Raw genomic sequence first — 15171 nt, forward strand, 5'->3', positions numbered from 1 at the left:
ATCAGGTGGTCATGTCGAAAGGTGCATCAGGGCAAGCATTCACTTCGTCGATGGTCAGGAGGAGTCTGATGCGTTCTTCGATGGGGCGGCATGATAAAGGCGGCGAGCGGTGGAGAATTTTCTCCGCCTCGTCCCACCCCGGAAAATGCTTCCCTTTGAGGAAGACAACAGCTCCCGTCGGGGCTTCCTGTACGGTCCGCCCCTCGTCAGCGGTCCACTGCACGCCCGGCCCGACATAAGCCCGAAGCAGCCGCAGGTCTACACAGTCCACGTGGAATTTCCGGCAACTGTCCGTGGTGATCTTCTCCAGCCGCACACGCAGGTTTCGGTGTTCAGAAACCACACTGTAAAGTTCCGCAAGCTCAAGCATATCCGGGATTAGAAGCAGCGCAGGTTCCGGACAACGGGAAGCAAGCTGCGCCGCTATTTCCGACAGTTCCCCCTTTGCCATGAGCAGACGCGGGCCCGTCGCAAGATATGCTGACGCTGCCGTCGTCAGGGCTGAGGACATGTCCATCCGATGTAGCTCAAGACTGCGATGTACAGACAGGATACCGCCGAACGGCAACTGACGCTCCAGAAAGCAGCATGTCGGACATGCAGACATGACGAAAAATACTCCTCATTGTTGATATGTTATAACATATCTAATAATAGAAGCACATCAACCCGCCTCACATCCCAAGGATCTCCCCCATGTCGGATACCCGATTGCCCGTGACTGTCCTTTCCGGCTTCCTGGGCGCTGGCAAGACAACACTCCTCAACCATGTCCTCAATAACCGTGCAGGGTTGAAGGTCGCAGTCATCGTCAACGACATGAGCGATGTGAATATCGATGCAGACCTCGTCCGCAACGGCGGCAGCAATCTGTCGCGAACAGACGAAAAACTGGTCGAGATGACCAACGGATGTATCTGTTGCACTCTACGCGACGACCTTCTGACGGAAGTGAACCGGCTGGCACAGGAAAAGCGGTTCGATTATCTCCTGATCGAGTCCACTGGAATTGCCGAGCCCCTTCCCGTGGCCGCAACATTCGAATTCCGCGATGAAGCCGGTCGCAGCCTGAGCGATATCGCGCGCCTCGATACGATGGTTACAGTCGTGGATGCCGTAAACCTGCTTCGGGATTATGGCTCGACCGATTTTCTGCGGGACAGGGGTGAAGTGGCGGGAGAGGACGATGAACGCGCACTTGTGGATCTCTTCGTCGATCAGATTGAGTTTGCGGATGTCATTATCCTCAACAAGATGGATACGGCCTCGGCTGCGGAGGCTGAGGCGGCACGGCTAATCATCCGCTCCCTGAACGCCGATGCAAAGCTCATCGAAACACAGCAGAGTCAGGTTTCACCAGACAAGATCCTGAATACAGGTCTTTTCGACTTCGACCGCGCACACCAGCACCCGACCTGGTTCCGGGAATTGCACGGACATGCCGAGCATCGTCCCGAGACAGAGGAATATGGCATCACCAGTTTCGTCTATCGTGCCCGACGCCCTTTCAACCCGGAAGCCTTTGCCGCCTTCATCGAAAAATCATGGGAGGGTGTCGTCCGGGTCAAAGGCTATTTCTGGCTCGCGACACGACCAGACTGGGTTGGTGATCTGAGTATCGCAGGCGCCCTGGCCCGCCACCAGGCTGCGGGACGCTGGTGGGCCAGCGTCCCGCATCAAAACTGGCCAGATGATGAAGCCTGGCGCACTACTCTCGCAGGGTATTGGGATGATATTTATGGAGACCGCCGACAGGAACTCGTTTTTATCGGTGCTGGAATGGATGAAACCGCTCTTCGCACGGCTCTGGACGACTGCCTTGTCCCTCCCTCACAAAACGAGGTATTTATGCCTTGGCATTACGACAACCTAACCGATCCTTTTCCTCAGTGGGCATAGAGGAACATCTACCAGAATCCGTTTGCAAACAGGTAGTTTTCTGATCCCGTTTGCAAACGGATCATTCATTTTTCCACAGAAAACAATGTAATTTTTCTTATTGTGGCACGCTCAAATTATATTCCATAATTTTCATGGAATGAGGCTGAGAATCTGCCAGACGAAAACAATCACAGCAACCGGTACTACGCAGAAAAAAGCACCACGCCAGCCTATCAGATTCCCTAGAAAACTGCCCGCAGGCGCAGCAATCACTGCCGCTAACGCATTTCCGCCATCTAGGATCGCCAACGCGCGTGGAATATGATGCTCTTCGACAAGACGCATCGCTGTGGCGGCAAACATCGACCAGAAACCACCAATCACGACGCCGATCATCGCCCGGCCAAGCATGAAGATGACGTAGTTCGGCATCAGCGAAACAACCGTTTTTGAAACAATCATCATGCTCATCAGCGCCAATAATAGTGTTTTGCGATTTATTCCTTTGGTGAATGAAGCGATAACCGGATTGTATGGCTCAGTGCCGACTGTGAGACACCGAGTTTTGCGGCAGCACGCGTAAAGCTTTTCTCACGAGCAACGGCCAGAAATGCAATCCGGTCATTAAAATTTTCGCGAGACATATATGAGCCCTGTCCATCAGCATAGTCCGATTATTTTAGGAAGCCCTTTCGCCCTCGTCGAAGCAAGATCTGCAAACAAAGAACAGTTGGTTTCGAAATAATCATCACACACCCGCATCGGAGATGCCGACGTTTCGGTTTAGGCGCTGGCGAATTGGTTGCGATAATATAGGCATCATGCCCCTATCGAAAGCCTGAAAAATGCCCAATGCTTGTTGATGAATCGGGGTTATGCAGCCGATAGGCGTTGTGAAGTTCTAAAGGCGGAAGTGATCAGGGCGTGTATTTACAGCCGAAAATCCAGCGCTCTTCCCATCCAATACGATAAACAGCGTTATAAACGCCGCAATCGTACCAAGGTCCTGTTCGGTAAGCTCAAGGACTGGTGGGTGAATTATCTGACCACATATCCCGATGAATTTTCCATTTTCCATCCTGTTTGAGCAAAACGATCGTCTGTTTGCCGTGCTCAATAACCTGTCCTTTGGGATCAAGCATTCTGATTTGAGAGAGGCTGATCGCGGATGCTTCGCCACCATAGATCTCGTAGTCATCGAATGTGGCGCCGCCGACGAGATCTGGCCGCAGAGTTTTCTCAAAATAGGCGAGGATTGCAGCACGGCCGGAAATCGGGTCTGCGTTGGGGGGCAGCAGCTTGGCATCATCGGTGTAGAGACGCGAAATCGCCTTGAGATCACCTTTGGCAAGGTCCGCAGCAAACTCTTCGGTCACCCCTTTCACGGCGTCCGCATCTGGCGATTGCGTATTGGCCGCCAGAGCAGGAGCGCATTGCAGGGCAAGTGCCATAGAGGCGGCCAAAAAACAGGAGAGCGGTTTTGTAAATGTCATAATGGTTGTCCTTGTAATGGAAGGTCGTTGAGGCGGTCGGATTGATGCTTTAAAGCTGTGAACAACCACCATCGACGACCAGTTCTGTGCCGACGACGTATCGGGATTCGTCGCTTGCGAGGTAGAGAACGGCGGCAGCAATTTCTTCGGCCTGGCCCATTCGCCCAAGAGGGACGCTCGCAGCGAACTGGGTTTTGAAGTTTTCCACTTCCGCTTCTGAGAGACCGATCTTGCTCAAGAGCGGTGTTTCGATACCGCCGGGGGCAACAGCGTTGACGCGGATTTTGCGATCAAGAAACTCATAGGACCAACTGCGTGCGAATGAGCGAACCGCCGCCTTGGCAGCTGCAACCAGCGACAGACCATGCTTGCCGGTCTGGTCGATGAACGAAGTCGTCAAAATAACGGATGATCCCTCACGCAGCACAGGCAATGCCGCCTGCATCGTGTACACAGCGCCTTTGACGCTGACATCCATGACGTCGTCATACTGATGCTTATCGATTGACTGTAATGGTGTCGGAATGACGTAGCCGGCATTCACAAACAGAATATCGAGGCCATCAAATGATTTCTGAACCTTGTCCACAACGGATTTCATATCTTCGATAGACCGCACGTCAGCAGCAAGAACCAGCGCCTCGCCGCCGAGTTCTGCATGAACATCGGCAAACCGGGTTTCGTCACGACCAGTCACGGCAACGCGGGCACCTTCTGCGATGAATCTCTTTGCGGTCGCAAGGCCGATACCGCTCGTACCACCCGTGATAAGGGCAGTTTTTCCCGAAAGTCTCATATCAGATCCTCATATTAGAAAAACGTGACAAGCGTTCCGGACGCTGATCATCGTTCCCGTTGATACTAGCCAAAAGGTTTGCGACCTAAAGGACATATTTCCCTCTTTTCGAGACATGATAATTCGCGACTTAGGTTATGGCGCAAAATAAGGGAAATAGGTCCTTTGGGAAATTATCGTGGGGGACTACGTCTCAAGACCGTCCGACAACAAGCCTTAGAGGCAGAAGAAACGAGGAGGCAGAGATGCCAGAAATATTCGATGAAACGACCTTGGAAGAGTTGAACGAGGCAGGGAGTACACGGCGGCGCATGATGTTAATCGGGAGCGCTGCGATTGCCGCAACGGCGGCAACGCGCCTTCTGCCGCAAAGCGCACGGGCGGCTGTGCTGGGAACAGCCGAAAAGCCTATCGATTTTCTGTTTGCGATTTATCCGAACGGGACACTTCTCGATTTTGCCGGTCCCAACGAAATCCTGTCTCGCATTCCCAACACGAATGTTCGTTTTGCCAGTCCTGAGGGCGGTTTCGTCACGCTGGAAAAGGGCATTGTTTTCGGGCCGACGGAGAAACTTTCCGATATCGACAAAGTCGATGTCATTTGCGTGCCTGGCGCCCTGAATCTTTCGGCCATGATGAAGCCCGAGATGCTGGGGCATGTCCGGCGTCTGTCCGAGACGGCGAGATATGTGACCTCCGTCTGTACGGGCTCGATTATTCTCGCAGCTTCAGGGGTTCTGAAGGGACGTCGAAGTGCCTGTCATTGGGCATTCCTGAACGTACTCAAGGAGTATGGAGCTATTCCGGATTCCGCACGTATCGTGAAAGATGGCCGTTTCATGAGCGGTGGTGGGGTGACGGCTGGTATTGATTTCGGTCTGGCGATTGCGGCTGAACTCCGTGGGGCGCAGGCCGCGCAGGAAGTGCAGCTTCTTGTGCAGTATGATCCGCAGCCGCCATTTCATGCCGGAAGCCCTGCTGAGGCGCCCCCCAAAATCCGCGACACTGTTTATAAAATGTTGCCCGGATCCAAAGACGGTTTAATGCGCCCAATTCTTTAATTGGGTGAGCAGATCGCGGAGATTTCTGATCCTAAAAACAAGCGATTATTTATTGCAAGATCCGATAAATAATCGTGCGGCATAACAGGAAACCAACCTGTCAGTGATCTCCAGACATTTTTAAATTACCTAGAGGGCTCCCTGAGCAATTCATATGAAATTAGTTCTTACTAAGATCGCTCCTTTTTGTATCGTTGCAAGCGTCACTATCACTCCGATTGCAGCTTATGCTGATCGTCCTCAAAAATCTGTAGAGACAGCTATCAAAGCTGAAAACAATCGTTGGGCCGATGCTTTTAAGCGAGGCGATTACCAAGCTATTGGTCGTCTTTATACTGAAGATGGAACATTGCTACAGCCAGGCGGCAAGCGGATTACTGGCGCTGCAGCAATTTCGAAATATTTTACGGACGGATATGCTGGGACAGCACCGGATACGGTGACGTTCAATAATTTTGAGTTCTACGGCAATGATAAAGTAGTAACCGAAGTTTCGAATTCGATTGTTCGGGATCATGACGGAAAATTAAAGTCACGTGGCAAGCAAATTCTCATTTTTTTAAAGCAGAGCAATGGCTGGAAACTTCATCGCGATATTTGGAACGACGATGGTCCATTAAAGTCAGATGACCGCTGATTCAATAATTTTACTATTGGGTGCCCCATGCGCAAAAATGTTCTTATTCTCTACGCGCATCATGATCCGAATTCATTCGCCAAAGCAATGTTGGATTGCGCTCTTAAAGCCCTTGCTCAGCAGGAGCATAACACGCGCGTATCTGACCTGCATGCCATGAAGTTCAAAGCCGTCGCAGATGACGCTGACTTTATCACGCCTCGGCCGGGCAGCGGACCGGGTTCGGGTACTGACTACCAGTCACGCCAGCGGGTTGCTTCAATCAATGCGGGATACACCCCCGACATTCTTGACGAACTGAACAAGCTGGCTTGGGCCGATGCAGTTATTTTTTTATTCCCGATGTACTGGTTCCACGTTCCGGCAATTCTTAAGGGCTGGTTCGACAGGGTATTTGCGTATGACCGGATATATAGCAATGAACACCCAAGTCTCGGTGCTTACGGGAAAGGTGGTCTGAAAGGCAAGCGTGCCTTGATCGGCACGACCCTTGGTGCCTCTGAACCGCGTCAGGGAGCCGTCCCAAGCAGGCAATCCGAGCGGTTTGAGGCAATCCAGAATGGCTTGCTGGCTTACGCAGGGTTCGATGTAATGCCTCCCTTCTACGTCTGGTCCGTTGCGCATGTCAGTTCGGACCGTCGCGTCGACTACTTGAATGCATGGAAGAAGCGCGTCCTCGGGCTGTTCACTGATATTCCTGAACTTCTTGCCGCCGATGGCCCCTCACCCCAACCAAGTGCACTGAGGGGCCGGGTGCGGAAACCGAATGAAAAGATCTGGCCTTACGGAGGCGACCAGACTATCGCGGACTTCGCAGTGGTGCGGATATTAAAGGCAAAGCCCGGTCAAGCATCGACACTATTGCAAAAGCTCAAACCGCTGGTCAGGGCAGCCAGCGCAGATAATAAGATTCGAATCTGCGCCTTGTTAAACTCACTGGATGACAAAGACGATATATGGATGATCCAGACTTTCGAAGATATGGACGCGTGCAAACGGGATGAAAGTATAGCATCAATGTCCACGCTTCTTGAGGAAATCTCTCCACTACTGTCGAGACCATATGAGGCTATTTCTCTAGTCCCTAAACTCGCAAAAGGTCTGTAGACAGAAATAAATATTTTGTAAATTACGATTGAGCTGTTTCCCGTTTCTGGTGTCGATAATGAGGGGAAATCTTGCTCCCCTCTCCCGACAACCAGAAACTCGAAGTCAATCTGTCGCGGACATAGTGGCGCGATCCGCGACCCATTCTCCGTGAAAACCAAACGGAACCCGGACTGGCAGGCGTATAGTAGCGACAGGCTCTCCGGTAAAATCCTGAGCATCCAGAATGACGACGTCACTCAGATTTCGGGCTGCATCGTATACGTAAGACATGATCCAACCCTCATCTTCGGCAAGTGCCTCTGGCTTGCGCACGAAGATAGGCTCAAGCGTCATTCGGTCCGGGCCATAGTGATGTATTTCTGTACTTCCCCGCAGCATGTCATGTTTCATGGCCGGTCCGAAGCGCACGTCCTGGCCCCAATGGGCTGTGTAGCCGAAGCGATAGGACTGGCCACCGAACCGCTCATTGATGCGTGGAAACTCAGTTCCGTGATCGTCAAGGAGCGTCTCGCTCAAGCGTCCGGAACGCCGGTTGAGCGTCCAGCGTACAAGTTTGGGCGCACCTTCGTTCGGGCCATTATGATCGCACTCGAACATGCGGGGATGACGGGCGAGATCAATGAGGGTCAGGTGGCCATCGTCATAAGCATTCATGAAATGGAAAACAAAGCAGCGTGGGGCTTCGAACCATTGGATGTTCGTGACGTCTCCGTTGCGGGGTAACAACCCAATCCGCGCATCCCGTCGCTCATCCCAGAGCCAGGGGAATTTCGCCTTCGCATGCTCGGGCTGAAACGTGACAGGCAGATCGGGTATGACGACGAACGACGAGGTAAATGCCATATCGTGGATCAGTGGAATATGGGGCAAATCAATCCGCGCTTTCGTCGTGGCATATCCGTTCTGCCCGAGCGAAATATAGCGAACAGGCTGCCCGGGTTCATAGGCGAGAGCGTGCTGTTCGCCAGTTATGGGATCGAATTTTGGATGACCGGTGAAGCCGGCTTCAAGAGTCCCATTGAAATCCGCACGCGCGATGCTGTCTAACTCGTAGTTTAGTTCGACTGGAAGGCTGCCTGCTTCGACAACGGCATAGAGCTTTCCTCCAACACTGGTAAAATTCGTGTTCACGCTGCCATCGCGCAGACCGGCACCAGGCCCTCCAAGCCTTGGCAATTCCAGAGCGGCAACTACGGACGCATCCCTGACATAACGGCTGCGATACCACTCTGCCCTTCCCTCCCGCAGACGTAAGCCATGCGCCATGCCTGATCCTGAAAACCAGTGATATTGTACGGGGTCTGGAATACTGGCGGGGTTGGGACCGATACGAAGCAGACGGCCATTCAGAGCCTCGGGAATATGGCCGATGACTTCCAGATCGAAAGTGGTCGTTTCGGCTTCGATCGGTTTGAAATTATTGGCGAGATAAGATGCACCTGAATGTTTGGGAATGGAGGAATTTGGTGTCAGCGGCATAATGGTCTCCAATGTGATACACCATCACATTGTCATGCATTGATCCAGTGTCAACTTAAATGTTATACGTCATCACATGAAGCACAGCGCAGGCGCAAAATCCTCCGGTTCTCGTAAAACCTATCATCATGGCGCTCTGCGGAAGGTGTTGCTCGATGCAGCGCGGGCGGAAATCGCCGCTCATGGGGCGCGGGGTCTTTCCATGGCATCACTGGCACGCAGGGCTGGCGTGGCGCAGTCGGCGCCCTACCGTCATTTTAGCGACCGTGAAGACCTGCTTTTCTCCGTTGCGACAGATGGGTTCGAGCGATTTACCGAAGCTCTTCTCGAAGCCGCGTCGGACGGAGACGATATGAGCGCGCTGAGCAGGATGGCGGCTGCCTATCTTGTGTTCGGGGAACGGAATGTAGAGCTTTACCGCCTTATGTTTGCATCGGGTCTGGTTCCGGGGGCTGCATCCGACAGCCCCCTCAAACGCGCAGCGAGCGCAAGTTTTCAGCCGCTTCTTGATCGCGTTACGGCTTTGGATTCGCCGACATCACATCTGTCCGCGCATGTCAGATGGGGGCAACTCCACGGTCTGGTCATGCTCAAGGCTGATGGGTTCATTCATGATTCGGTGGAGGCACTGATGGGCGTCATATCTTTTTGAGATCATGGCGATGTCGTCATTCAGAGCGAGTTGTCCTGACGACCGGCGCGACGGATTGCCTGCGGTGGATGACCGTGCAGCTTGACGAACGCGCGGCGCATGCGCTCCGGATCGGAAAACCCCACGGATTTTGCGATCTGCTCAATCGGTTCCGACCCGCTTTGCAGGCGGCCACAGGCCGCTTCCACGCGTAGGCGTTCCACTGCTCTGGCCGGTGTCTCCCCAGTCTGACTGCGAAAAGCACGTCCGAACTGGCGGACGCTTAACCGGGCGGCTTCCGCTAAACGTTCGATAGGGAGCGGTTCGACCAGATGATCACGTGCGAAAGCAAGAGCCATGCGGATACGGTCTGATTCCGGTTCCATCTGGGACATGGCCGAGAACTGCGACTGTCCGCCGGAGCGGCGGTAAGGAACAACAAGTTCACGAGCCACGTCGCGTGCGATTGCGATGCCGTGGTCGGTTTCGATGAGGGCCAGTGCCAGATCGATCCCTGCCGAAATGCCTGCGGAAGTCCATACGTTGTGGTCTGAGATGAAAATACGATCCGCATCGACCCTGATCTGGGGATAACGCTGTTGCAGTTCCGGTGCGAGACGCCAATGGGTTGTTGCACGGCGACCATCGAGCAGTCCGGTCTCTGCAAGGAGGAAGGCGCCTGTACACACGCTCGCGACGCGGACAGTGTTTAGTGTGAGATTTTTTGCTGCTGCGACTACGTCATGACTTTGAAAAGGGTCGATATCTCCGCCTATGAAGAGAACCGTATCAAAGGCCGCGTTACGGGAAGACTGAGTATGGATGGGGACCCCCGAACTCCCTACAACGACGCCTCCGCACTCAGAAATTACCGTTAAACGGTAGGCCTCCCCCTCAATGAGAATATTCGCTTCTTCGAAAGCGCCTAAGGGGCCCGCAAGGTCGAGGATGCGGTGGTTCTGGCAAACAAAAAATCCGATATGATGCATGGTCTGAATTTAAGGGAAAGCCGAAATTCACGCCATGATTTTTTTTCGAAATGCCTGTTCTTAAGTTTTGACTGTCAGATTTTGCAAACGGCTCCCAAGAAACACAATAATAATTAGGGGAAAATAGCAGGATCTTTATTGTCCTATTAATTAAGATCTCATAAGAAAAAAGATCCAGACCACTGCCATCAACATACAAATTATAGAAACTGGAGCGCCCACGCGCGTAAATGTTTTAAATGAAATCTTCACTCCACAAAGAGCGGCCTGTTCAACAACGATAATACCTGCAAGACTTCCGAAAATTATTAGGTTACTAAAAAAACCAGTTCCTAAAGCAATGGCTGCACCCATAGCGTTAACATGTGTTCCAGGATTTAAAAATGGAACGAGCAACATAACAGTCGGATTGTTTCCAATAATATTACTCGAAGTAGCGCTGCTTAAAAACAATTCTATGGGATTATTTAAATCAACACCGCTTTTGTGAAGATGTGACAAAATATTTTGTGGCAATCCTGTATTAGACAAGGCTGCGTTTACAATGAATAATCCAGATATTAAAAGCAAAAGATTAGCATCGACCCTATGAAGAACATCTTTAGAAGAGATTTTACGGTTTAGCAACAATATTGCGGCGGCAGTTAGAGAAACTAATTCTTTTGGCCAAAAATCCAAAACGAATGTTATAATAACAGCAAGGGTAATGATGGCTGCCTTGCAAGTTTCGTGAATATTTAAAGGCGTTATTACAGGATTCGTTGTTGATACGCTGCTGGAAGTATCTGATTTATTTAAGTCGAAATTTCCCCGATACATCCAGGCAACAACGCCCCATACAACCGGCAGCGATAACAAAGCAGGTATTCCAGCTGCAGATAAAAATCCTGTAAATGAAATCCCGAGCTCTTGTGCCGCGATCATATTTTGTGGACTGCCGATTAAAGTTCCGGCTGATCCGGTGTTGGCTGCAAAACAAAAAGCGAGTAAAAATGGTACAGGATTAAGTCCTCGAGCCAAAGTGACTGATACTAAAAGAGGCGTCATAGCGACGACAACAACATCGTTTGTTAAAAGTGCAGAGAGACAACCAGAAACAGCAACAAAGACGGCCAAAAGCGTTATTGGACCGACAGATAAAGTAGCGACTTTACGTGCTGCCCATTCATAAAAACCAGATTCAGCAAACGCGCCTGATACGACCATTAAGCCAAAAAGCATGCCAATCGTTCGATAATCTACCGCCACCCAAGCTGCTTTAGCGCCAATACTACCTACAGCCATCATAGCCATAGCGCCAATCATGGCCGCCCCGGTACGATCGACTTTGAAGCCAGGCAATTTGCCTAGCCCCATCGCCAAATAAACCATTAAGAAAATAAAAAGAGTTACATTCATGAATTGTACCATTCAAAACATCAAGAGCATTAAAGCTCAAGCCGGAAGGGCAATCTTAAACGATTAAATTAAAGATTCTTCTCCTTAGCCTGATGATACTCTTCTCTGATTTTTTCAATATCAACGGTAGGCTCTGGGAAAGCCAGATTCATATCCTGAAGGGTCTTCCATATAATATTGGATACAGCGAGATTCCTAAACCATTTGTTGTTTGACGGAATGATGTACCAAGACGCGTGTTTTGTTGAACATTTTTCCATCATGTCCTGATATGCGTTGGTATATTTATCCCAATACTCTCGCTCTTTATAATCAGAATCACTGATTTTCCATTGTCTGGCAGGATCATCCAGACGTTGACGAAAGCGTTCCAATTGCTCTTCTGGAGTAATATAAAGAAAGAATTTCAGAATAGTCACATTGTTCGCGACCAGCATTTTTTCAAAATCATTGATGAGATCATATCGATTTGACCAGATTTTTTTTGGAACAAGCTCATGCACTCTTGTTACCAACACATCTTCGTAATGTGATCGATTAAAAACTCCGACTTGTCCTCGGCCAGGTGTGTGTGGATGGACACGCCACAAGAAGTCATGAAGCTTTTCTTCTTCTGTCGGTTGCTTGAAACCCTGTACGGATGTTCCCTGAGGATTCATTGCTTTCATGACATGCCAGCAAGTGCCGTCTTTTCCGGCAGCATCAATGCCTTGAAGAACAATTAAAAGAGCGTGCTTCTTTTCAGCATATAGTTTCTGCTGGTGCTCCCCAACACGAGCCTGATGATTTTCAATGTCTTTTTCAGCTTCATGTTCTGATTTGTAGTGAGCATGATAAGAGGCATCTACATTTTTCAGGCGAACGGCTGTTCCTGGTTTGACGATGAGTTTACGACGTAAATCCATGACATACATTCCTTAATAATTATTGTTAGTTACTTGTCGGAAATAGGGTGAGATAATTTTTGGCTATTTTTCTCACGTTTCATCATTTGCAAGTTAGTGAAAATCTTAATCCCGTCAATAATTACCATCCAAACAAGAGCATATGCCCAAACAACAGCAATCATTATCCAAGGTAACGCTGGAACAAGAATACCGAATACACAGAGCACAACTGCCACAATCTGTGTTCCAACTACTGCAAGAAAGAGCGGGCGGCTAGGATAAGGAGGTCTAAAAATCGTATGCCGCGTTCGCACGACTAACAGAAGCAGATGGCCACCGGCAGCAAGTTGGAGGAAGATCATTGTCTGGAGATGAGCGGTTGTTAGCGGAACTATTTCCATCAACCATGGTGTATGCATCCAGGCAATACCAAGAAGTAGCATACCAAAACTCTCGGCTAAAGACGCAATACCCATAATTGAAGAAAAGGAAATAATGCGATGCATGTCCCAGCGCACGGGTTGAGGAGACGTCACAACATTATCGTATGCAATCGTCATAATCGGGATATCGTCAAGAAGGGCCAAAACCACAATCATAATGGCAGTCAAAGGCTGAAAGCCGAAAACAAGATAAGAGGCGACAACCAAGAACATAATATCGATCGTCATTGCGATACGATAATAAATGTATGATGTGATACGTTCGAAAATTGCTCGAGCTTCCACTATCGCATTTACGATCGTTGATAATCCCGGTGCTGTCAGTACAAGTGCTGCTGCGGAACGGGCTGCATCAGTAGCTCCACTCACAGCAACACCGCAATCTGCCTGTTTTAAAGCCGGAGCATCATTAACACCATCTCCTGTCATGGCGACGATATGACCGCGTTCCTGCAGAGCTTTAACAATTTCAAATTTATGTTCAGGGAAGACCCGCCCAAACCCATCTGCAGCTTCAACCGCGCGTGCCGCATCAACCGGAATTTTATTTGGGTTCATATCAGGTGAAAATATGTCACTTGCCTTAAGCAGGTGCTCCCCCAACCCTAATTGATGTGCAATTTCAGAACCAATCGCGACATCGTCACCTGTGACCATTTTCACGGATAGCCCAAGCTTTTTTGCTTGGGCAATTGTAGCCGCTGCGTCAGGACGCGGGGGGTCCAGCATAGGCAGAAGCCCTAACAAGACCCAAGTCTTACCGTCGTCGTGAGAAACAGCCACGCCCAAAGATCTGGTTCCGTGACTGGCTAACTCGGAAACCTTGCCGAAATACTCGGTTGTTGGAGTACTATCATTTGAGCTGATTACTCCTTCCGTCAACCCGCATAACTTCGCAATAACCTGCGGTGCTCCTTTGGCATAACGAAGGTTATGTCCGGCAGTATCCTGCACAATTCCGACTGTTTTTTTATTAACAGGGTCAAACGGAATAAAGTCCACGCGCTTATAGGTGCCAAACGGATTATTTTCTGGAAGCGCTTTAAGAACAGCAAGGTCAATCGCATCCGTACTTTCCTTTTGCGTTGCCAAAGCGGCTGCGATGACCAGATCATCTGCCTTTGCAGTTCCAAATGGAATCGGCGCCTGTAATGTCAGCTTGTTTTGGGTGAGTGTTCCTGTCTTATCCGAACACAGCACATCTACGCCCGCCAGTTCTTCAATAGCTGACAGACGGGATACGATGGCTTTTTGTCGCGAAAGGGCGAGCGCTCCAAGTGCCATTGTAACGGACATAACCGCGGGCATGGCCACCGGCACGGAGGCTACAAGAAGAACCAAGACAAACTGGGCAATAGCCCCTGCTTCACTCCAATGCCAGATAGCGTTATGAGCTAAATCGCGCCAGAGTTGCGCTCCAACCAACACAACAGCAAGTGCTGCGGCAAGAATAATCAGGAAGTCGCCGATACGCAGAACAGCCTGTTCTGCATGCGACTTGCTACCAGCAGATGCCACCAACTTGGCCGTACGACCAAAAAAAGTATTATTACCTGTCGCTGTAACCAAACCAATCATGGATCCTTGCCGCGCAATCGATCCAGAATATGCCCCGTCACCAATTTTTTTAGAAACAGGTAAAGATTCGCCCGTTAAAGCAGCCTGATCAACTGACAGATATTTTCCGTTAATTAACAGAAGGTCTGCAGGAATAATTTCTCCTGCGGCAACTGTTACAACATCTCCTGTCACAAGATCGGTTGCTGCAATCGAAGTCCAGGCTCCATCGCGGCAGACGGAGGCTTTGAGAGCCAAACCTTTTTTTAAGGCCGCAAGAGCGTTCGCGGCTTTATTATCCTGCCAGAACCCGATAGCAGCATTGTAAAGAAGCAAACCAGCTATAACGAAAAAGTCTGGCCAATCGGCGCGTAAAAATGAAATAACCGCTGCAATCTCGATCATCCAGGGAATTGGTCCCCAAAAATAACCCAGAAGTTTCTTCCAACGACTCTCTTCGTGCGCCTGAATTGCATTTGGACCATCTTTCGCGAGACGATCCTGAGCTTCTATAGAAGTCAAACCCTTAGGCGATGTTTTTAATTCAGAAAATTTATTCTGAATTTCTGTTGAATTTAAAGTATCTAAATTAAGATCTGAGTCTGTGTTTTTTGTTTTAACTTGCTCCGTGGGCCGTGAAGGAGATACTTCCCCCACAGAAGAAGATGACATAATAGTCTCCAAAATACGTATAAACTTTTTTTACAATAAGCAAAAAAAATTAAATTAACTAAAATTATTTATTAAATAAAATAGAATATTATCACAATATACGGCAATAAATTATTTTATGGAACTTTTCTTTCTAA

Annotated in this window: 14 protein-coding genes and 1 pseudogene; 5 read left to right on the top strand and 10 right to left on the bottom strand. The window is 49.8% G+C overall.

All coding sequences use genetic code 11. From position 1 onward, the window contains the following. Position 1 precedes the first annotated feature (1 nt). Positions 2 to 607, bottom strand: a complete 606-nt coding sequence (locus HKD21_RS09990; protein WP_194255560.1) for a DUF1826 domain-containing protein — start codon at positions 605 to 607, stop codon at positions 2 to 4. An 89-nt stretch (positions 608 to 696) separates the two neighbouring features. On the opposite strand from HKD21_RS09990, the gene zigA reads away from it, so the two are divergent. Continuing rightward, positions 697 to 1899: a zinc metallochaperone GTPase ZigA gene (gene zigA / locus HKD21_RS09995; RefSeq protein WP_194255561.1), complete on the top strand. Its 1203-nt coding sequence runs from the start codon at positions 697 to 699 to the stop codon at positions 1897 to 1899. Positions 1900 to 2031: 132 nt separating this feature from the next. Here the strand turns inward: zigA and HKD21_RS10000 are convergent, their stop codons facing one another. The 4 genes and pseudogenes from HKD21_RS10000 to HKD21_RS10015 form a co-directional block, all read right to left on the bottom strand. Next, positions 2032 to 2352: an MFS transporter gene (locus HKD21_RS10000; protein ID WP_252348996.1), complete on the bottom strand. Its 321-nt coding sequence runs from the start codon at positions 2350 to 2352 to the stop codon at positions 2032 to 2034. Positions 2353 to 2405: 53 nt separating this feature from the next. Then, positions 2406 to 2525 (bottom strand): annotated as a pseudogene (locus HKD21_RS10005) (LysR family transcriptional regulator); the annotation flags it as partial. 375 nt (positions 2526 to 2900) lie between these two features. Continuing rightward, the gene (locus HKD21_RS10010) at positions 2901 to 3332 is read right to left on the bottom strand and encodes a YybH family protein (protein WP_194255562.1); all 432 of its coding nucleotides are present in this window, start codon (positions 3330 to 3332) and stop codon (positions 2901 to 2903) included. 91 nt (positions 3333 to 3423) lie between these two features. Then, a complete protein-coding gene (locus tag HKD21_RS10015) occupies positions 3424 to 4170 on the bottom strand; it encodes an SDR family oxidoreductase (RefSeq protein ID WP_194255563.1) in 747 nt (248 codons plus the stop codon). A gap of 245 nt (positions 4171 to 4415) precedes the next feature. Here HKD21_RS10015 and HKD21_RS10020 point away from each other — a divergent pair, with 245 nt between their 5' ends. From HKD21_RS10020 to HKD21_RS10030, 3 genes are all read left to right on the top strand, one after another. After that, positions 4416 to 5231: a DJ-1/PfpI family protein gene (locus HKD21_RS10020; protein ID WP_194255564.1), complete on the top strand. Its 816-nt coding sequence runs from the start codon at positions 4416 to 4418 to the stop codon at positions 5229 to 5231. Positions 5232 to 5385: 154 nt separating this feature from the next. Then, entirely contained in the window at positions 5386 to 5868 is a 483-nt protein-coding gene (locus HKD21_RS10025; protein ID WP_194255565.1) for a YybH family protein, read from the top strand. A gap of 27 nt (positions 5869 to 5895) precedes the next feature. Further along, a complete protein-coding gene (locus tag HKD21_RS10030) occupies positions 5896 to 6975 on the top strand; it encodes an NAD(P)H-dependent oxidoreductase (protein WP_194255566.1) in 1080 nt (359 codons plus the stop codon). A 105-nt stretch (positions 6976 to 7080) separates the two neighbouring features. Here HKD21_RS10030 and HKD21_RS10035 read toward each other — a convergent pair whose 3' ends face one another. Beyond that, on the bottom strand, positions 7081 to 8457 hold the full coding sequence (locus tag HKD21_RS10035) for a carotenoid oxygenase family protein (protein ID WP_194255567.1): 1377 nt from the start codon (positions 8455 to 8457) through the stop codon (positions 7081 to 7083). Positions 8458 to 8533: 76 nt separating this feature from the next. On the opposite strand from HKD21_RS10035, the gene HKD21_RS10040 reads away from it, so the two are divergent. After that, a complete protein-coding gene (locus HKD21_RS10040; protein WP_194255568.1) occupies positions 8534 to 9109 on the top strand; it encodes a TetR/AcrR family transcriptional regulator in 576 nt (191 codons plus the stop codon). A gap of 20 nt (positions 9110 to 9129) precedes the next feature. Here the strand turns inward: HKD21_RS10040 and HKD21_RS10045 are convergent, their stop codons facing one another. The 4 genes from HKD21_RS10045 to HKD21_RS10060 all read right to left on the bottom strand — a co-directional run bounded on the left by HKD21_RS10045 (position 9130) and on the right by HKD21_RS10060 (position 15034). Further along, entirely contained in the window at positions 9130 to 10077 is a 948-nt protein-coding gene (locus HKD21_RS10045; RefSeq protein WP_194255569.1) for a GlxA family transcriptional regulator, read from the bottom strand. Between the two features lie 150 nt (positions 10078 to 10227). After that, positions 10228 to 11475, bottom strand: coding sequence for an ArsB/NhaD family transporter (locus HKD21_RS10050; RefSeq protein WP_194255570.1), 1248 nt, complete (start codon positions 11473 to 11475; stop codon positions 10228 to 10230). 68 nt (positions 11476 to 11543) lie between these two features. Beyond that, complete coding sequence (locus HKD21_RS10055; protein ID WP_194255571.1) at positions 11544 to 12380, bottom strand: polyphosphate kinase 2 family protein; 837 nt, start codon at positions 12378 to 12380, stop codon at positions 11544 to 11546. 29 nt (positions 12381 to 12409) lie between these two features. After that, positions 12410 to 15034, bottom strand: coding sequence for a plasma-membrane proton-efflux P-type ATPase (locus HKD21_RS10060; RefSeq protein ID WP_194255572.1), 2625 nt, complete (start codon positions 15032 to 15034; stop codon positions 12410 to 12412). Between the last annotated feature and the right edge of the window lie 137 nt (positions 15035 to 15171).

The sequence above is a fragment of the Gluconobacter cerevisiae genome, assembly GCF_015244675.1.
GTDB classification, from domain to species: Bacteria; Pseudomonadota; Alphaproteobacteria; order Acetobacterales; family Acetobacteraceae; genus Gluconobacter; species Gluconobacter cerevisiae.

Coding starts and splice junctions, on each gene's coding strand:
- HKD21_RS10030 (WP_194255566.1), top strand. CDS start 5,896: ATGCGCAAAAATGTTCTTATTCTCTACGCGCATCATGATCCGAATTCA.
- HKD21_RS10035 (WP_194255567.1), bottom strand. CDS start 8,457: ATGCCGCTGACACCAAATTCCTCCATTCCCAAACATTCAGGTGCATCT.
- HKD21_RS10000 (WP_252348996.1), bottom strand. CDS start 2,352: ATGAGCATGATGATTGTTTCAAAAACGGTTGTTTCGCTGATGCCGAAC.
- HKD21_RS10010 (WP_194255562.1), bottom strand. CDS start 3,332: ATGGCACTTGCCCTGCAATGCGCTCCTGCTCTGGCGGCCAATACGCAA.
- HKD21_RS10055 (WP_194255571.1), bottom strand. CDS start 12,380: ATGGATTTACGTCGTAAACTCATCGTCAAACCAGGAACAGCCGTTCGC.
- HKD21_RS10040 (WP_194255568.1), top strand. CDS start 8,534: ATGAAGCACAGCGCAGGCGCAAAATCCTCCGGTTCTCGTAAAACCTAT.
- HKD21_RS10060 (WP_194255572.1), bottom strand. CDS start 15,034: ATGTCATCTTCTTCTGTGGGGGAAGTATCTCCTTCACGGCCCACGGAG.
- HKD21_RS09990 (WP_194255560.1), bottom strand. CDS start 607: ATGTCTGCATGTCCGACATGCTGCTTTCTGGAGCGTCAGTTGCCGTTC.
- HKD21_RS10015 (WP_194255563.1), bottom strand. CDS start 4,170: ATGAGACTTTCGGGAAAAACTGCCCTTATCACGGGTGGTACGAGCGGT.
- zigA (WP_194255561.1), top strand. CDS start 697: ATGTCGGATACCCGATTGCCCGTGACTGTCCTTTCCGGCTTCCTGGGC.
- HKD21_RS10050 (WP_194255570.1), bottom strand. CDS start 11,475: ATGAATGTAACTCTTTTTATTTTCTTAATGGTTTATTTGGCGATGGGG.
- HKD21_RS10025 (WP_194255565.1), top strand. CDS start 5,386: ATGAAATTAGTTCTTACTAAGATCGCTCCTTTTTGTATCGTTGCAAGC.
- HKD21_RS10020 (WP_194255564.1), top strand. CDS start 4,416: ATGCCAGAAATATTCGATGAAACGACCTTGGAAGAGTTGAACGAGGCA.
- HKD21_RS10045 (WP_194255569.1), bottom strand. CDS start 10,077: ATGCATCATATCGGATTTTTTGTTTGCCAGAACCACCGCATCCTCGAC.